A 17,061-nucleotide genomic window follows, 5' to 3' on the forward strand; every position below is an offset into this window, starting at 1 on the left:
GCCGCCCCGTCCATCGACAAGGATCCGAATAATCATGAGCACCAGCAGCATTGCCGTCGTCACCGGAGCCGGATCGGGAATCGGCAAGTCCATCGCCGAGGCCTTCGCCGCGCAGGGGGTCACCGTGGTCGCCGCCGACCTCGATCTCGACGCCGCCAAGCGCACCGCGGAGACCAGCCCGAAGATCATCCCGATGGCCGTCGACGTCGCCGATCGCGCCACCGTCGACGCCCTGCGCGACGCGGTGAACAGCGAGGTCGGCGTCCCCGACATCCTCGTGAACGCCGCGGGCTGGGATCGCACCGACCAGTTCCTCAACGCGACAACCGAGTTCGCCGAGAAGGTGGTGGCGATCAACTATCTGGGACCGGTCCACATGGCCAGTGCCTTCCTGCCCGGCATGATCGAGGCGTCCAAGTCCGACGGCTGGCGGGGTGGTCGCGTCGTCAACCTCGCCTCCGATGCGGGTCGCGTCGGCTCGGCCGGTGAGTCGATCTACGCCGGCGCCAAGGGTGGCGTCATCGCACTGGGCAAGTCGCTGGCACGGGAGATGGCCCGCTACCAGATCACGGTGAACTCGGTCTGCCCGGGACCCACCGACACCCCGTTGTTCCGCGCACAGCCGGAGAAGCTGCAGGAGGCGCTCGTCAAGGCCATCCCGTTCCGTCGACTCGCACGACCCGACGAGGTCGCCGCGCCCGTCCTCTTCCTCGCCTCGGACGCCGCCTCGTTCATCACCGGTCAGGTGATCAGCGTCAGCGGTGGACTCACCATGGCCGGCTGACCCGGCCGCAACGACCATCATCGGAGATAAGTCGTGACCGACAACTATGACGCGACCGCATATCGGGCCTTCTTCGAGCAGGAGTTCACCTACCTGAACGGCTTCCGCCGCAACACCCATCGCTATGCGAACTCGCCGGCCATGATCGACCCGACCGACGACACGGTGTGGACCTACGCCCAGTTGGGTGACCGGGTCGATCGGATCGCCACCGCACTCGTCGGTTTCGGCGTGGCACCGGGCGACGTGGTCGCCTACCAACTGCTCAACGGTCCGGAATTCGCCCAGCTCTACCTGGCCACCCAGGCGGCAGGGGCGGTGGGCTCGCCGGTCAACTTTCGTCTGGCGGCGGGGGAGACGGCGGTGATCCTCGACCTCAGCCGACCGAAGGTCTACGTCTACGACACGGACTACTCCGAGATGGTCGCCGCGGCATTCGACATCGCCGAGCACACACCGGAAGTCGTGGTCGCGGTAGGTGACGGACCTACGGTGCCCGACCGGGTGATCGGTGGCGCACGGGCGGTCCGGTTCGCAGAACTCCCGGAGTCTCCGGCGCAGCCGCCGGTGGTCAGCCGTGGTGTATTCGATGAGACGACTCGCCTGTATACATCGGGAACCACCGGCATGCCCAAGGCGGTTCCGATGAACAGCGCGATCGAGATCTTCTCCGCACACGACGTGATCATGCACTTCCCGCTGAGCCCCGAGGACCGCACGCTGAACATGACCCCGTGGTTCCACCGCGGCGGACTGTACTGTGCCGGGCCGAATCCCACGTTCTACCTCGGCTCGTCGTTGGTCCCGATGCGCACCTTCGACGCGGCGACGACCCTCGATCTGGTGGAGCGCCACCGACTGACGTTCTTGATCGGGGCGCCGACGAATCTGGCGATGTTGACCGCCGAGCAGGAGCAGCGTCCCCGCGATCTGTCGAGCCTCAACGGGGTGGTCACGATGGGCGCCCCACTGGAACGGGAAGCGGCGCTGCACTATCAAGATGTGCTTACGCCGCGCATCTTCAACGGCTACGGCAGTACCGAGGGATTCTGGAATACCTTCCTGCGGCCCGGCGATCTGCCGGACGGGGCGGGTACCGCCGGTCGGGCCTGCATCGACGATGACGTACTCGTGGTGCGGGTTCGGCCCGACGGTGTCCTCGCCGGCCCCGACGAGACGGTGGCCCGCGACGGATCCGAAGTGGGTGAGGTCATCGTCAGGTCGCCCAAATGCGCTGGCCAGTACTACGACTCACCGGAGCAGGACAAGGCCAAATATGCCGGCAGCTGGCTGCATATCGGCGATCTGGCGACGTGGGATGCCGACGAGTTCGTCACGATCGTCGGCCGCAAGGACGACATGCTGATCTCTGGCGGCGAGAATGTGCATCCCGTCCAGGTCGAGGAGGCGCTCAACGGCCATCCCGACGTCGCCGACTCGTTGGTCGTCGGGGTGCCCGACACGCAGTGGGGGCAAAGGGTCGTCGCCTACATCCTGCCCGTCGATGGTGCGAAGCCCTCGCCGGAGGTCCTCGACGACTACTGCCGCGCTCATCCGATGCTTTCGCAGTTCAAACGTCCACGCGCCTATCGGTTCGTCGACTCCCTGCCGGTGTCGGCGACCGGAAAGAAGTTGCACTACAAAGCCGCCCAGTCGGCGACAACCGAGATGGCCGCCGGTGACTTCATCGCGCCCGCCCCGACCTCAGGAGTCTGATCATGACTACAACCACCACCGCGCCCAAGTTCTCCGTTCTTGATCCGTTGAACTTGGATCTGGGCTATTCCGACGACGAGTTGGCAGTGCGTGATGCGGTGCGCGGCTTTTTGGCCGAGCATGTGACACCGTCCGTCGCGGGGTGGTTCGAGGACGGTGGCATCCCGGTTGCGCGTGAGTTGTTCGTGCAGTTCGGTGAGTTGGGTTTGTTGGGTATGCATTTGGACGGCTACGGGTGCGGTGGGTCGTCGGCGGTGCACTACGGGTTGGCATGTCTGGAGTTGGAGGCGTGTGATTCGGGTATTCGGTCGATGGTCTCGGTGCAGGGGTCGCTGGCGATGTTCTCGATCTACAACAACGGTAGTGAGGAGCAGAAGCAGCGGTGGTTGCCGTCGATGGCGGCGGGGAAGACGGTGGGTTGTTTCGGTTTGACGGAGCCGGATGCGGGTAGTGATCCGGCGTCGATGACGACGCGTGCGCGGCGGGACGGGTCGGATTGGATTCTCGATGGCCGCAAGATGTGGATCACGAATTCGCCGATCGCGGATGTGGCGGTGGTGTGGGCGAAAACCGAGCTCGACGGTGGCGAGGTGGCGGTACGTGGATTCATCGTGCCGACGGATACGCCGGGGGTGAGCACGCCGGAGATCAAGCACAAGCTGTCGTTGCGGGCGTCGACGACGGGTGAGATCGTCCTCGAGGGTGTGCGGTTGCCCGCGGACGCGTTGATGCCCGGCACCGACGATCTGACGAAGGGCACCGGGATCAAGGCGCCGCTGGCGAGCTTGTCGGAGGCGCGGTACGGGATCTTGTGGGGTGCGGTGGGCGCGGCCCGGTCGGCGTGGGAGACGGCGCGGGACTATGCGGTGGCGCGGACGCAGTTCGGTCGGCCGTTGGCCGGGTTCCAGTTGACGCAGGCCAAGTTGGCCGACATTGGGGTGGAGTTGGCCAAGGCGAATCTGCTGGCGCAGCATTTGGGCCGGTTGAAGGATTCGGTGGGATTGCGCCCGGACCAGGTGAGTTTCGGGAAACTCAACAACACGCGTGAGGCGATCGAGATCTGCCGGACGGCGCGCACGATTCTGGGCGGAAACGGTATCTCGTTGGAGTATCCGGTGATTCGGCACATGGTGAATCTGGAGTCGGTGCTGACCTACGAGGGGACGCCGGAGATGCATCAGTTGGTGCTGGGTCAGGCATTTACCGGCGAGAACGCCTTCCGCTGAAGACACTGAAGTCTAGGAGACACCCGATGAGTGCCATCGCATATGAGTCAGAACACCGTCAGTTCCGGGAATCGGTCGCGCGCTTCGTCGCCGAGAACATCACCCCTGCGCATGAGGAATGGGAATCGGCAGGTCAGTGGGATCGCGGGCTGTTCGTCGAAGCAGGCAAGGCGGGAATGCTTGGCTTCCCGGTCGCCGAAGAGTTCGGCGGCCCCGGGGTCGAAGACTTTCGGTACCACGCCATCGTGATCGACGAGGTCGCGAGGTCGGGTGCGGCAGCCGAGGCGATCGCCTTCTCCCTGCAGAACGATGTGGTACTGCCGTACCTGACCGAGCTGGCGACCCCGGAACAGCAGGCGCGGTGGCTGCCGGGTGTGGTCACCGGCGAGACGGTGCTGGGGATCGCGATGACCGAACCGGGTGCGGGCAGCGACCTGACCGGTATTCGTACCAACGCTGTCCGGGACGGCGATCACTACGTGATCAACGGTGCGAAGACCTTCATCAGCAATGGACGCAACGGAGATCTGTTCGTCGTCGCCGCCCGGACATCATCGGATCCGCACAAGGGGCTGACGCTGTTCGTGGTGCCGGCCGACACCCCTGGCTTCGAACGCGGCCGCAAACTCGACAAGATCGGGCTGCAGGCCCAGGACACCAGCGAACTCGCCTTCACCGACATGCGGGTGCCGGTGGCCGACCGGCTCGGCGAGGAAGGGCAGGGCTTCTATCAACTCGTCCGCAACCTCCCGCAGGAACGGCTGTCGTTGTCGGTGGGGGCTGTCGCCGCGGCCGAGGGTGTGTTCGCCCGCACCTTGGACTACATCCGCGAACGAACCGCCTTCGGTGCTCCGATCTCCTCCTTCCAGAACACCAAGTTCGTGGCGGCCGAGATCGCCACCGAACTCGACATCGCCCGCACCTTCCTCGACGATTGCATCGCCGAACACGTCGACGGAAAACTGACCGCGGCCCGGGCTGCCCGGCTGAAGTGGTGGGCCACCGAACTGCAGGTGCGAGTCGCCGACCGCTGCCTGCAACTGCACGGGGGCTACGGGTATATGCGGGAATACCCGGTGTCGCGGGCGTTCGTGGACGCCCGGATCCAGACCATCTACGGCGGAACGACCGAGATCATGAAGACGATCATCGCCAAGGATCTGGGCATCTAGCCGCGCCGCGTGTCGCGGTGCTACGAGGCGTCCCGCGACGCGACGATAAGCTGTGACGTCATTCGGGAAGGAGGGGCAATGGTCAAGAGTTCGAGTACGCGGACCGCGGCCGACGTGGATGTAGAAGAAGCGGTACGGGCGCTACGCGCGTCGTCGCGTCGCCGCCAGCTCCTCGACGCCGCCGTCGCGGTCATGGGCCGCACCGGTTTTCATCAGATGTCGATGCAGGCGCTCGCCGATGAAGCACAGGTCAGCGTCGGCCTCTTCTACAAGTATTTCGGCGGCAAAGAGGAGATTCTCTACGCGGCGATCGTCGACATCCTGGAGGCATTCCGGGATCAGCTGCAGCCGGCGATGGACCTCGTCGGTGACGATCCGGTCGTCCGCCTGATCGCAGGTTTCCGGGAGTACGCGCGCATCGTCGACGAGAACCGCGACGCTGTCGTGCTGACCTATCGGGAGAGCCGGACCCTCGATGCGACCGGGCGCGAGCGAATCAAAGAACTCGAGGTCGAGACGTCGAAGCCGATGCGGCAGGCCATCTCCGATGGCATCGAGGCTGGTGTCCTGCGTGATGTCGACGCCGACCTCGTCGTCTTCGACCTCATGATGATCGCGCACGGGTGGGCGCTGAAACACTGGCATTTCGCGCCGGGGTCGGACCTGGACGGATATGTCGATGCGCAGTTGCGCTTCGCCCTGACCGCGCTCATCGTGCCGGAGCGGCAGGCGGAGTACCTCGACCGGCTGTAAATGCCGTGCCGCTGTTCAGGGCACCCAGTTGAACTCGTCCGGGTTCGGGCCGCGCCGGCCGCCGACATCGAGTCCGTCGATCGCCGAGACTTGCTCGTCGGTGAGGCTGAAGTCGAACAGTGCCAGGTTGTCGGCGATGCGGGATCGGGTTACCGACTTGGGGAACACGATGTCACCGCGCTGAATGTGCCAGCGCAGCACGATCTGTGCCGGTGAGCGATCGACGGCCTCGGCGATGCGCACCACGGTCGGGTCGTCGAGAACGGCGCCTTGTGCGATCGGCGACCATGCCTCGGTGTGAATACCGTGTTCGGTGTTGAACTGCCGCAACGCGTTCTGAGCGAAGTACGGGTGGACCTCGATCTGGTTGACGGCGGGTACGACATCGGTCTCGCCGAGCAGGCGGGTCAGATGCTGCTCGGAGAAGTTCGAGACGCCGATGGACCGCAGGTCGCCCGACCGGTATGCCTGCTCCAGGGCTCGCCAGGTCTCGACGAAGCTGCCGACCGCGGGTAGCGGCCAGTGGATCAGGTAGAGGTCGATCGGGCCGATGTCGAGGGCGTCGCGACTGCGTGCGATGGCGGCCGAGGTGTCGGCGTCCGGTGCGTGGCCGTTGTTGTTGAGTTTGCTGGTCACGAAGATCTCGTCGCGGCTGATACCCGAGGCCCGGACGGCCCGACCGACCTCGCGCTCATTGCCGTACATCTGCGCGGTGTCGATGTGGCGATAGCCGAGCTCCAGGGCGGCCAGTGTCGCCTCCTCGGTCTGCTCCGGCGGAATCTGGAACACGCCAAGCCCCACCTGGGGAATCGCGACGCCGTTGTTGAGGGTGAGATCGGGAACCTGAGGTGCGTTGGAGGCCATAACGACTTCCAAGGCGCGAGCGTGGGGTTCTTATTCCCGGCTCCGGGAATCGGGGAGTTCCTCCGGATCGTCCCGAATGGGACTAGAATTTCCGGGACCGGCGAGCGTTGCGGCGAGGTGTGGCATGGACTCCGATGAGATCTGGCGACATATCGATGAGCAGCGTGCCGACCTCGCCGATCTGGCCGACGACTTCGACGACGCGCAATTGTCCACGAGTTCACTCTGTGACGGCTGGACGGTGCGCGATGTGATCGTGCATCTGTCGCAAGCGCATATGCCGCCCGCACGGGCGGTGCTTCTCGCCGCACGATCGGGATTCCGGTTCAACACGATGATCCGGCGGGCGGCGATCGCGGAGACGATCACCCCGAAGGAGGCGACCGCCCGGATTCGCGCGATGGCGGGCTCGCGACGACATGCCATCGGAACTGGCGAGATCGAACCGCTCGCCGATATCCTCGTGCACGGCCAGGACATCGTCGTGCCACTGGGCATCGCGCGGCCGATGCCGTCCGACGCCGCTGCGGTCTGCGCGGACCGGTTGTGGCACATGCGTTATCCGTTCCATCCGCGCCGTGATTTTCGCGGCAGGCGGTTCATCGCCACCGATGCAGACCTCGACCGCGGGGAGGGCGAGCCGGTCGAGGCGCCAGTCCGCGACATTCTGATGCTGTTCGCGGGCAGGCGTTCGGCGGCAGGGACTCTGTCCGGGGTTCCAGGCCCGCGCTGACGATCGGTCTCCCATTCCTGCCCCCGCATAGTTACTGGGCAGTAACGTGAGTGCATCGCAGGTGGAGGTCGATGTGGTGAGCGTGTTCCCGGGTTCCGGGTGGGTCGAGTCGGTAGAGGTTGATTCGATAGAGGTTGGGTCGGTGGATGCCGAGTCGGCGACGGTGACCCTGCCGCGAGGGCTGACGCTGATCGTCGGTGATCGGACGCGCGCATCGGCGCAGGGCATCGATGCGGCGGTGGCCGCGGCCCGGAGGTCGGGCGCGCTGGTATTGCGCCACCGCTTCACCGCCGACGGCGCACGACCATTCGGTGCGTTGCAGTCGCTGCTGCATCATGTCGTCCTGCCCACCGGCGTGCCAGAACCGCGGATTGCGTTGCGACGTGTGCGAAGGCTCGTCGGATCGCATGCGCCGGACGTTCTTGCGGTCATCGGCGGCCTCGTGGAACTGTGTCGTGCGGCGGAACCGATCGGCCCGGTGGTGGTTCTGCTCAACGACCTCGATCTGATCGACCGGGCCAGCGCCAATGTGTTGGCAGGCGTCGCGCGCCGGTTGCACGATCAGCCGATCGCGATCGTGGCCACGGCATCTGCCGACGCCCCGATCGATCATCGGATCGTGACCCGCGTCCGGCGCTCGACCGCCGACGATTCCGTGGCGATCCCACCCGATTCCTGCCCGGACACCACCGAGGCCACCCGACGCGCCCTGGCTGAGCTGCGCTCCGGTGAGATCGACCGGGCCGCAAACGAACTCGAAGGTGCCGTGGGTGCGGCCACGGATTCGGGTACGCGTGGTCGGTTGCTGGCCGCGGCCGCCGGGGTGGCGGCCGACCTGACCGGCAATCTCGATCAGGTCGCGCTCCTGCTCCGCCAGGCGCTCTCCGCGGACAGATCCGCATCGACCTCGCTCGAAGCTCAGGTGGCCTATGTACATCTAGGTCTGGGGGACGGTTCGCGACTCACCACGCTGGCACAGTCGATCGCGGCGGGACTGCGAGACCACGATCGGATCGCCGGACGATGGGTGCTCGACGAGGCGCTGTGGGCGATGTTCCTGGTGGCCTGCTCTGCCGAATGCGACGATATCTGGGAGATGTTCCGGAACAAGACATCCTGGCTCGGAGACCGTTGCCCGCCCTGGGCGCGGGTCGCCGCGTCGGCGGCGTCGACGGTGAGTGCCGGCCCGCCCGGGGCCACTCGTGTGATGCGTACCCTGGCCCACACCGACGATCCGGCGCAGATCATTCGGATCGCCTTCGCGACCAGGGGTGGCGAGCGCGACTACTGGTGGCGGAATGGGCTGGAACGCATCTGGTCTCGTCGATATCCGACTGCGTCGGCGATCTACGCCGGCGTCATGTTGTCGGCTGACGCGCTCGACGCAGGCGATTGGCGGCGGGCTGAGTCGATTGCCTCGGAAGGTCTGGGCCTCTGCGGGAACCGGGATCATCATTCGTGTTCGGAGGTGTGGATGCACCATCTGCTCGGCATCCTCGACGCACACCGTGGCCACCACTCCACCGCCCTCGAACACTCCGCATTCGTCACCTCCTGGTCGACGACACGCGGTGCACATCGATTGCGGGATCGGGCGGTACACATCCGGGCAGCTTGTGCGCTCGCCGCCGATCACCCGCGGCGCGCGCATCGACTCCTCGCCGGTCTAGGTGGCGGCGCTGACTACGGGATTCTCGCCGACATCGACGACCGCACCGCAGTCGATCTCGCCGAGGCCGCGCAGCGGGCCGACGACCAGGCGCACCTTGGTGTCCTACGGAAGCGGCTTACCGTGGCGCTCGACCGGATCGGGGCCGGGGACATGGCATCCGGCATTGGGAAACCGCGGTCGCGGGCCGCCATGTCGTACCTGGCGGCACTGGCGATCACCACTTCCGACGTCGACACCTTCGCCCGTGCACTCGCTGTGCCCGACAGCGACCGCTGGCCGTTCGTCACCGCTCGCCTCCGTCTCGCCTTAGCCCGGGTCCTATCTGGTCGACGAGCACCAGGGGACGCCGGACGCGCGGCCGAACACCTTCGTCAGGCGGCCCTGACCTTTCAGCTTCTCGACGCATCACCCTGGCTGGCGCAGGTCCGGCGGGAACTGCGGACATTGGGCGTCGACGTCGGATCATCATCCCGTGCGGGATTCGTGCGGCTCAGTGCGACCGAGCAGCGGATCGCCGAGATGGCCTCGTCGGGTCGCACGAACCGCGAGATCGCGGCTCAGCTGGTGATGTCGCCGAGTACGGTCAGTACGCATCTGCATCACGTCTACCGGGTCCTCGGCGTCCGATCGCGGGTAGGGCTGCGGGAGGTGTTACGTCCCGCTCAGGTGTCCGGCGGGCAGTCGACCAGTGCGTCGCGGAGCCCCAGCCGCGAGGTCACCGACAGTTTCGCGTAGACGCGGTGTAGGTGATTGCCGACGGTACGCGGTGACATGACGAGGCGGGTGGCGATGTCCTTGTTGCTCAGTCCTTCCGCCGCCAGACCGGCGATGTGGCGCTCGCGTGGGGTCAGCAGTTCGGGGGAGCGGTCGGGTGCGGCTCCATTCGCCGACGCCGGACGTCGGCGTCGAGTGGAGGCGGTGGCCTCCAGTTCGCTTCGTGCCCAGGCGATCCACGGTGTCGCACGTAGGGCGGTGAACGTGTCCACGGCGTCGGTCAGCAATGGTCGCGACCGCGTCGGGGCATGGGTACGCCGCAATTGGGCGCCCGCCAGAACCTGGACGCGTGCCCGGTCGAATGCCCAGCGCTCGGTCTCCGGCACCGAGAGAGCGGCGGCGAAGAGGGCCCGGGCGGTCTCGCCGGTCTCCAAGAGTGCGCACGCGGTCAGATACAACATCCGCGCCACGGGAGATCTGTCCGGGTAGCCGGCGGCAGCCATCGCCCGCACATGCGCACCGGCCACGTCCTGGCGGCCGGTTCGGATCGCCGCGTGGACGAGCTCGAAGTCCACGGCCGTCGCCCACCAGCTGGGTTCCAGCGAGACGCCGGGGGTCGTGATCGCGGTGAGATGGGTGTACGCGGACTCATGGTCCGACTGCGCGTTGGCGCAGATCGCCAGCAGGTGTTCGGCGCAGCACATCACCATCCGCGCGCGTCGCGGAAGTGCCCAGGCCGCAATGGATTCGGCGATGGTGACGGCCATCTCCAGATCGCCACGGCGGGCGTGGGCGATGCCGAGGTGATAGTCGGCCGCCCAGCCGAGCATATTCGGCGCGGTCGCGAGCGTCTCGACGTCGCGATGCGACCCGCCATGCGTGGCGATGACGGCGTCGTAGTGCCCTTGGGTGAGGTCGTCGAGCGAGAGCTGGAGGTCGGCCCACATCGTGATGATGGGAATGTCGGCGTTCGTCGCGAAGGTGGCGACCGACTCGAGGGCGACTCGGCATTCGCTCAGGCGGTCCACCGCCGAGGCTGTCTCGCCGATCAGGATGACCTCGATCGGCTGCACCGACGGATCGGCCAACCGGGTGATCAGTTCGTCGATCCGGGTTGTGTCGATCCGGCCGTCGGCAAGCGCGTCGTCGAGCGGATGTCGGGCTTGCGGTGACAATCGCTCCATTGTGGCGTGATAGTAGGCCCAGGCGTCCGGGCGTCGGCCGAGCCAGCAGATCCAGCGCAGCCCTCGCAACGCGTCGGTGACGACGGGGCCCGCAGTGGGATCTTCCGGGAAGTGTTGCGCCGGTTGGCGATCGAGGGCGGTGGAAAGGATACGATAGGCGGCGTCGATATCGCCTCGTGGGCCATGTGCCAGCACCCCGGCGGCGGCGGTGGCAGTCAGCAGGGAGCGGCTGAAATGTGGATCGTCGAGCCGAAGCTGTTCCACCAGCTCGGTCGCCAGGGGGACATCGGTGGCCGACGCGACCGCAGCCGCGCGTCCGATCAGCTGAGCCCGATCGGCGGAACCGTTCGCGAGTGTGATCGCCTCTCGAAGCAGAGCAACTCCGGCTTCCCATCCGCCGGTGGCGAAGTCGGCCTCGGCGAGCAACGACATGACCAGGACCTGTTCGGCGCGCATCGCCGACGATGTTCCGAAACATTCAACTGTGCAACGTAATGCGGACAGTCGGTCCCGAAGGTGCGTGAGCGCGTTCGGATCGATCCCGGCGGCCGCGATCCGCAACAGCGCATTCCGGGTGTCCATGTCGCAGGCCGCCCAGGCCAGCGAGTCGGTCAGAACATGGAGCCGCGGTGAGAACCGTGCGGCCTCGGATTCGGGCTGTGTGAGGGAATGGAGGAAGTTGATGAGTCGCGTGTGGTGATCGTCGTCAGGCGTCCCGGTGTTCGCCAACTCACCTAAGCGTCTACTGACGGGAATCACCCGAGGGAGTGGGGCGGCTCCGGCTCGCTGACCGGGAGTGAGCGTGGCCGCGGTCTCGATGAGTGCCAAGGGGTTTCCCTGCGCCCAGGCGATCGTCGCGGACCGGACGCGGTCGGTGATGTCGGGATGACGGGACATGAGTAGCTCAGCGGCGCATTCGTCGTCGAGCCGGGAGATGGTGATCAGCTGCCGCGCGGGGAGGTCGGGTGCGGCGGTGTCGTGTGTGCCGAGCACGATGCCCAGCCGTGGTAGACCGGCCATCGCGGCGATGATCCGGCGCGACATCGGATCGGCGAGATGGTGGTCGTCGACAACGACGACGAGACCACCGGATTCGGCGAGCCCATTCAGCAGAACACGAGTGGCCGTGACGATCGCCGTCTCGTCCACGCGCGGACCGTCGGCGAGACCCAACGCGACGCGCAGCGTGCTGACTTTCAGCTCGGACCCCGGATCAGACTCGGGCCCCGCATCAGAGTCGGACCCCGGATCAGATAGTGCCTGTAGCAACAGTTCTTGCAACGTGGCGAGGTCGAGGGTTCGCTCGGCCTCGGCCCCCGATGCCCGCAACACCGCAACTCCCTGCCCGCGTGCCGATCGCACGCAGGCATCGAGCAGTGCTGTTACACCGACGAGGGCGGGTCCGGCGATCACCAGGACGGGCGCCCCGCCGTCTGCGATGGTCCCGACGAGCTCGTCGATTCGGTGGAGTTCGGCGGACCGACCGACAACATGGTCGGCGCGCGCACCGGTGGCGGCATCGTCGATGGTCATCGGTACGTGTGCACTCGCTATCTCGGGTGGCAGCCGCGCGCTGCCACGAGGGCCAGATGATCGACGGTAGTCGACCATCTGGCCCCTATCGGTCGTGATGGTGGGATCAGTCCGAACTGCCCGAACCCGACGAATCCGAACCCGACGAATCCGAACCCGACGAATCCGAATCGCCCGAACCCGAGTCGTCCGAATCCGAAGCGCTGGAATCCGAACTGCCCGAACCCTCCGAGCTGCCCGAGCCTTCCGCGCTGCCCGAGCCTTCCGCGCTGCCCGAATCCTCCGAACTGCCGGAGTCCTCGGAACCTGATCCTGAGCCTTCGCTCCCGGACTCGGTGACTGCCTCGCCGTCTGACGACGCTTCGGGACTGTCCGCCTCGGACTCGTCGTCGGCTTCGGACACCACCGGCGTCTCGACCGGTGCCGGCGCCTCGGTCTCGGTGACCGGCTCGGTGACCACCGGGGCCGATTCGCTCTCGGCTTCTGGAGTCTCTGTGGCGGCCAGGGTCGACTCTGTGGTGGGCAGGGTGACGGTGATCGAACGCGTGGTCGTCGTCTTCGGGTGCGGGCTGAACGGTGAGGTGCCGTCCAAGATCGACGCGATGTCATGGGTCAGCGACTGGAGGGCGGGAACGCTGCCGAACAGCGACAAGCCGGCTCCGGCGACACCGCCGATCAGACCACCGGAGGTGATGGTGAGACCGGGGATGTCGAGTCCGATGAGGGCACCGAGGTTGGGGCCGACACCGCCGTTGAGGAAGCCGTTGACGGCCTTGCCCGGCGCGTTCAGCAGAGCGTTGAACACCGACTCGACGTCACCAGCCTGGGCTGCGTCGACGACCCCCTGAATGCCCTGTCCGACACCGCCATAGAGTCCGAAGATCGGGCTGATCACGGCGATACTGCCGATGAGGATGGCATTGGTCAGCTGCCACTTCACGACCGCGTTGAGATTCTCCAGCGGTTCGGACAGTGCCGCGATGATCGGCTGGAGTGTCCCACCGAAGAGATCGAGTCCCTTGAGTGCCGGGACGAGCACGGCGATGAATGCGTTGTTGAGGGCTTCGTCGATATTGCCCGCCGCCAACTCCTCCTGCGCACGTGTCAGATACTTCGGGAGATCGGTCTGCAGTGATGCGACGAAGTTCGGCCCGATCTTGCCGAGCGCCTCACCGACGGCCTCTCCGTGCTCGCGCTGGTTGTTGAGGATGGCGGTCAGGATGGGTGCGAATCCATTCGCGTCCGAGGTGGCGCCGATGGCCTCGAGGTTGGTCAGCGTATCGGCCAGAACGCTGCGGTAGTAGTCGGCGGGGGACGGCTCGGTGGCGGTTGCCGCTCCGGCCTCGAACGCCCGCGCCTCCACGACCGCGGGGGCCGCGGCCGAGGCGAACGGGGTGGTCACCACGGCCGACATACCGACCGCCGCCATACCCATCATCAATGCTGCCCGCTTCTGCGGTAAACGTGCGACCTGCACTTGTTGCTGCTCCTTGTTCGCAGTGATCGACACCGGACCCGTCCCCCTACGGGCCGTCGTCCGTGTCCGTCCTCAGGACGGTCACAGGGTCGAAGTCTGCGACCGCGGCAACATCCGTTGGCAAGAAATTCGAATCAAATGGACAAATGACTCATGTTGTCCGGCTCACTGTTCGGGTGAGGACGTCCGACTCTGTACTGGTCGAGGCGATCGCGCGATCATGGGGATATGGGCACGATTCTGGTTGTCTATGCCAGCGCTGACGGATCCACTGCGGAGGTGGCGCAGCGGTTGGGGGAGCACCTGGAGGCGGCGGGTCGGCAGGTCACCGTCTCGCCGGTGGCCGACGACCCCGATCCGGCGCTCTTCGATCTGGTCGTGGCGGGCAGCGCGATCCACGATGGTGCGTTCCTGCCGGATTTCACCGCCTTCGTCGACGCGCACGCCGATCGACTTCGCAGTCGGCCGGTGTGGTTGTTCTCGCTCGGGATGGGGCCCGCCCTGCGTGGCCCGATCGGGGCGATCTTTCGGGGCAAAGTGCCGCCGGAGATCGGCAAGGTGCGAGATCAGTTGGGGGCGGGCGACTATCACCAGTTCGGTGGCCGCTTCGATGTGCCACCGGACCGCGGGGTTCGGGTGGTGATGTGGTTGATGGGGGCCAAGCCCGGCGATCATCGTGATTGGTCGGAGGTGGCGCAGTGGGCGGACACCATCGCCGCCGCGGCGGCCGGCTAGGTCCCGGCGCGGAGCGAAGTCAGCCGCCGAGCAGGTTGACGGCGTTCGCGATGACGAGGCTGAGGATCACGATCGAGAGGATCGACTGTCCGGCCATGGCCGATTTCGCCCATCGTGCGAGTGGCATGACGTCGGTGGGGCTGAACGCTGTCGCATTGGTGAGAGCGAGATAGAGGTAGTCGAAGAAGATCGGTCGCCATCCGGGTGCCGCGATGCTCGGGTCGAGTTGCTGCGGGAACGCCAGGTCGGGGTGGCGACGTGGTCGCAGATGACGGTTGACCGGACCGCCGCTGTCGAGTTCCCAGTACAGGAATGCGAACGCGATGATGGTCTGCAGCCACACCAGCGCGCCGGAGATGAGCAACTCGGTTGCCTCGGTGGTCTGCGGATTGCCGTGCAGCAGATCCCACACCAGTCGCGCCGCACCCCAGGCTGCGCCTGCGGCGATCACTACGACCAGTGCGATCGACAACGCGCGCACCCACCGGCCCGGGCGGTCGATGCGACCCGGGTCGACGACGATCAGCGCGACCAGCACCGCGCCCTCGATCGTCGGCAGCACCCAGTCGGTACCCGGCGAATAGCGCGACGGCAGCAGGAATGGCACAGCCATCGAGACGAGCACGAATGCCGATGCCGTCCATCGGCGTTCGGCCCGCGGACGACCATCGGACGCGGCGGCGGGGTCCTCGCTCATGTGGTGTCCTTCCGCACCCCCGCATCGAACATATATTCACGATGTCGGTGAGGTACGACAATTCTGACCATGAGGGCCGGGCACCGCCGACTGTACCGACTGTGCAGGCTTCGTCGCCTACAGTTCTGACCATGGGCAGCATTCAGCGAATAGGTGTGATCGGGGTCCTGGCCGCGATGGTGGTGGCAATCGGGTCGGCGACGGCCGGATTCGCGACGGCCGGGCCGTACCCGGTCGTCACCGATGCGGGCGTGGCAGTGACCACCGGCCTTCAACAACCGGGAAGCGTCAGCCCGGCGGGGGCCAACCGGCCTGGCTGCCACGATTCCCGACACCGCAATCCGGTGGTTCTGATCCACGCGACGGTGCTGAACCAGCAGGCGAATTGGGCATATCTCGCACCGACCCTCGCCAACGCGGGCTATTGCGTCTACAGCCTCACGTATGGAAAGACCACGTGGAGCGGCAATCTCGCGGCCCTCGCCCCCACCGCGCGATCGGTGCGACAGGTGGGGGAGTTCGTGGAGCGGGTCCTGGCGAGCACCGGTGCCCGCAAGGTTGACCTGATCGGGCACTCGCAGGGTGGCGCGATCGCCCATCGGGTCACGCTACTGCCCGGTCTGACCGATCGGATCGGGACGGTTGTCGGGGTAGCCGCACCCGATGCGACGAACCTGGGCTACCTGGAAACTCTCACCGGGCGACTGCCCGCGGCACGAGCGGGCTGGAATCTGCCGTCGACGGTCCACTTCGTCAATCTGGTCACGTTGCTCGACAAGGTCGTCTCGCCGCCGGAGACCTCACTGATGCCGCCGGCACCGAACGTGACCAACATTCGGGTGCAGGATGTGTGTCCTCGATCGATTGTCGGCCACGTCGGTATGGCCTACTCGCCGACGGTGGCTGCGCTCATCCGTAACCACCTCGACCCGGCGCAGCGGGTGCCGGTGCCGTGTGGTTCGGACTTCCCCAGCTGAGGTTGCACCTGTCCGACGTAGAGCACGGTCAGGGGTGGACGCCGCGCTTGTTCAGCCAAACCTGGGGGTTGATCTTGGTGCCGTTCTTGTCCCAGACCTCGTAGTGCAGGTGGGGGCCGGTGGACTGGCCACGATTGCCGACGGTCGCGATCTTCTGACCGGCGCGGACCTTCTGCCCGGCCCGGACGAAGCTCTGGTCGACGTGGCCGAAGACGCCGGTGGTGCCGTCGTCCTGGCGGACCCGGACCCACTGGCCGAAGCCCGACGCCGGTCCGGATTCGATGACGGTGCCGTCGGTGACGGCGTACACCGGGGTGCCGATGCTGTTGGCGATGTCCACACCATTGTGGCTGGCGCCCCAGCGTGGGCCGTATCCCGAGGTCACGGTTCCGGTGGTCGGTGCGACGGCGCGGCCCTTGCCCGGCGCCGCCGGATCCTGCGGCAGCAGATTGCGGGCCAACTCCTCGAGCTGCGGTGGCAGGTTCAGATTGGACGGCAGCACCGGCTTCGGCGCGGGCTGCGCGGTCGCGTGGGCGGCGCCGCCGACGGTGAGTCCGATCGTGCCCGCGAAGGCTGCGACGACGCCGGCCTTCATCTTGGCGGTCCAGACGCTGCAGGTGGCCGCACGGTGTTGACCGCGACGTCCGGAGCGGGACGCCGAGTCGAGCAGGACGCGCGTGGCAGGCAGGGTGGAGTTATGGGCAGTCAGTCGGTGTCGAGGCACAGCGTTGTCCGTTCATGCGTTTGGTAACAGTTTGATATCGGCAAGGACACGGCGAGATTACCCATACCTCCCTGAACTGACGCTGAGAGAATGTCGGATG

14 protein-coding genes are annotated in these 17,061 nt (G+C 66.4%); 9 read left to right on the plus strand and 5 right to left on the minus strand.

Features of this window, described 5'->3' with window-relative positions; genetic code table 11:
* The first annotated feature begins 34 nt into the window (after window positions 1-34).
* The 5 genes from QSJ18_RS15450 (at window position 35) to QSJ18_RS15470 (ending at window position 5,651) form a co-directional block, all read left to right on the plus strand.
* Window positions 35-784, plus strand: coding sequence for an SDR family NAD(P)-dependent oxidoreductase (locus QSJ18_RS15450; protein WP_286327456.1), 750 nt, complete (start codon window positions 35-37; stop codon window positions 782-784).
* Between the two features lie 33 nt (window positions 785-817).
* Entirely contained in the window at window positions 818-2,500 is a 1,683-nt protein-coding gene (locus QSJ18_RS15455; RefSeq protein WP_286327457.1) for a class I adenylate-forming enzyme family protein, read from the plus strand.
* A 2-nt stretch (window positions 2,501-2,502) separates the two neighbouring features.
* Window positions 2,503-3,726 (plus strand): acyl-CoA dehydrogenase family protein, encoded by a 1,224-nt coding sequence (locus QSJ18_RS15460; protein ID WP_286327458.1) that lies wholly within the window; start codon window positions 2,503-2,505, stop codon window positions 3,724-3,726.
* A 26-nt stretch (window positions 3,727-3,752) separates the two neighbouring features.
* Window positions 3,753-4,898: an acyl-CoA dehydrogenase family protein gene (locus QSJ18_RS15465; RefSeq protein WP_286327459.1), complete on the plus strand. Its 1,146-nt coding sequence runs from the start codon at window positions 3,753-3,755 to the stop codon at window positions 4,896-4,898.
* Between the two features lie 78 nt (window positions 4,899-4,976).
* The gene (locus QSJ18_RS15470; protein WP_286327460.1) at window positions 4,977-5,651 is read left to right on the plus strand and encodes a TetR/AcrR family transcriptional regulator; all 675 of its coding nucleotides are present in this window, start codon (window positions 4,977-4,979) and stop codon (window positions 5,649-5,651) included.
* 15 nt (window positions 5,652-5,666) lie between these two features.
* On the opposite strand, the gene QSJ18_RS15475 is transcribed toward QSJ18_RS15470, so the two are convergent.
* Window positions 5,667-6,515, minus strand: a complete 849-nt coding sequence (locus QSJ18_RS15475; RefSeq protein ID WP_286327461.1) for an aldo/keto reductase — start codon at window positions 6,513-6,515, stop codon at window positions 5,667-5,669.
* Window positions 6,516-6,639: 124 nt separating this feature from the next.
* Between QSJ18_RS15475 and QSJ18_RS15480 the strand changes: the two genes are divergently transcribed.
* Together QSJ18_RS15480 and QSJ18_RS15485 are read left to right on the plus strand one after the other, a co-directional pair.
* Window positions 6,640-7,248, plus strand: a complete 609-nt coding sequence (locus QSJ18_RS15480) for a maleylpyruvate isomerase family mycothiol-dependent enzyme (protein ID WP_286327462.1) — start codon at window positions 6,640-6,642, stop codon at window positions 7,246-7,248.
* A 46-nt stretch (window positions 7,249-7,294) separates the two neighbouring features.
* Entirely contained in the window at window positions 7,295-9,655 is a 2,361-nt protein-coding gene (locus tag QSJ18_RS15485) for a LuxR family transcriptional regulator (protein WP_286327463.1), read from the plus strand.
* Here the strand turns inward: QSJ18_RS15485 and QSJ18_RS15490 are convergent.
* Entirely contained in the window at window positions 9,583-12,351 is a 2,769-nt protein-coding gene (locus tag QSJ18_RS15490) for a helix-turn-helix transcriptional regulator (RefSeq protein ID WP_286327464.1), read from the minus strand. The two genes, QSJ18_RS15485 and QSJ18_RS15490, sit on opposite strands and share 73 nt — an antisense overlap.
* Before the next feature lie 106 nt (window positions 12,352-12,457).
* Window positions 12,458-13,861: a hypothetical protein gene (locus QSJ18_RS15495; RefSeq protein ID WP_286327465.1), complete on the minus strand. Its 1,404-nt coding sequence runs from the start codon at window positions 13,859-13,861 to the stop codon at window positions 12,458-12,460.
* A 195-nt stretch (window positions 13,862-14,056) separates the two neighbouring features.
* On the opposite strand from QSJ18_RS15495, the gene QSJ18_RS15500 reads away from it, so the two are divergent.
* Window positions 14,057-14,563 (plus strand): flavodoxin domain-containing protein, encoded by a 507-nt coding sequence (locus tag QSJ18_RS15500; RefSeq protein ID WP_286327466.1) that lies wholly within the window; start codon window positions 14,057-14,059, stop codon window positions 14,561-14,563.
* Window positions 14,564-14,582: 19 nt separating this feature from the next.
* Here QSJ18_RS15500 and QSJ18_RS15505 read toward each other — a convergent pair whose 3' ends face one another.
* Window positions 14,583-15,260 (minus strand): DUF1345 domain-containing protein, encoded by a 678-nt coding sequence (locus tag QSJ18_RS15505; protein WP_286327467.1) that lies wholly within the window; start codon window positions 15,258-15,260, stop codon window positions 14,583-14,585.
* 131 nt (window positions 15,261-15,391) lie between these two features.
* Between QSJ18_RS15505 and QSJ18_RS15510 the strand changes: the two genes are divergently transcribed.
* Entirely contained in the window at window positions 15,392-16,237 is an 846-nt protein-coding gene (locus tag QSJ18_RS15510) for an esterase/lipase family protein (protein WP_286327468.1), read from the plus strand.
* A 28-nt stretch (window positions 16,238-16,265) separates the two neighbouring features.
* On the opposite strand, the gene QSJ18_RS15515 is transcribed toward QSJ18_RS15510, so the two are convergent.
* A complete protein-coding gene (locus tag QSJ18_RS15515; RefSeq protein ID WP_286327469.1) occupies window positions 16,266-16,961 on the minus strand; it encodes a M23 family metallopeptidase in 696 nt (231 codons plus the stop codon).
* Window positions 16,962-17,061 lie beyond the last annotated feature (100 nt).

This window comes from Gordonia heveisoli, from assembly GCF_030315745.1.
Classification (GTDB): Bacteria; Actinomycetota; Actinomycetes; order Mycobacteriales; family Mycobacteriaceae; genus Gordonia.

Coding starts and splice junctions, on each gene's coding strand:
- QSJ18_RS15470 (WP_286327460.1), top strand. CDS start 4,977: ATGGTCAAGAGTTCGAGTACGCGGACCGCGGCCGACGTGGATGTAGAA.
- QSJ18_RS15505 (WP_286327467.1), bottom strand. CDS start 15,260: ATGAGCGAGGACCCCGCCGCCGCGTCCGATGGTCGTCCGCGGGCCGAA.
- QSJ18_RS15490 (WP_286327464.1), bottom strand. CDS start 12,351: ATGACCATCGACGATGCCGCCACCGGTGCGCGCGCCGACCATGTTGTC.
- QSJ18_RS15460 (WP_286327458.1), top strand. CDS start 2,503: ATGACTACAACCACCACCGCGCCCAAGTTCTCCGTTCTTGATCCGTTG.
- QSJ18_RS15510 (WP_286327468.1), top strand. CDS start 15,392: ATGGGCAGCATTCAGCGAATAGGTGTGATCGGGGTCCTGGCCGCGATG.
- QSJ18_RS15465 (WP_286327459.1), top strand. CDS start 3,753: ATGAGTGCCATCGCATATGAGTCAGAACACCGTCAGTTCCGGGAATCG.
- QSJ18_RS15500 (WP_286327466.1), top strand. CDS start 14,057: ATGGGCACGATTCTGGTTGTCTATGCCAGCGCTGACGGATCCACTGCG.
- QSJ18_RS15475 (WP_286327461.1), bottom strand. CDS start 6,515: ATGGCCTCCAACGCACCTCAGGTTCCCGATCTCACCCTCAACAACGGC.
- QSJ18_RS15450 (WP_286327456.1), top strand. CDS start 35: ATGAGCACCAGCAGCATTGCCGTCGTCACCGGAGCCGGATCGGGAATC.
- QSJ18_RS15480 (WP_286327462.1), top strand. CDS start 6,640: ATGGACTCCGATGAGATCTGGCGACATATCGATGAGCAGCGTGCCGAC.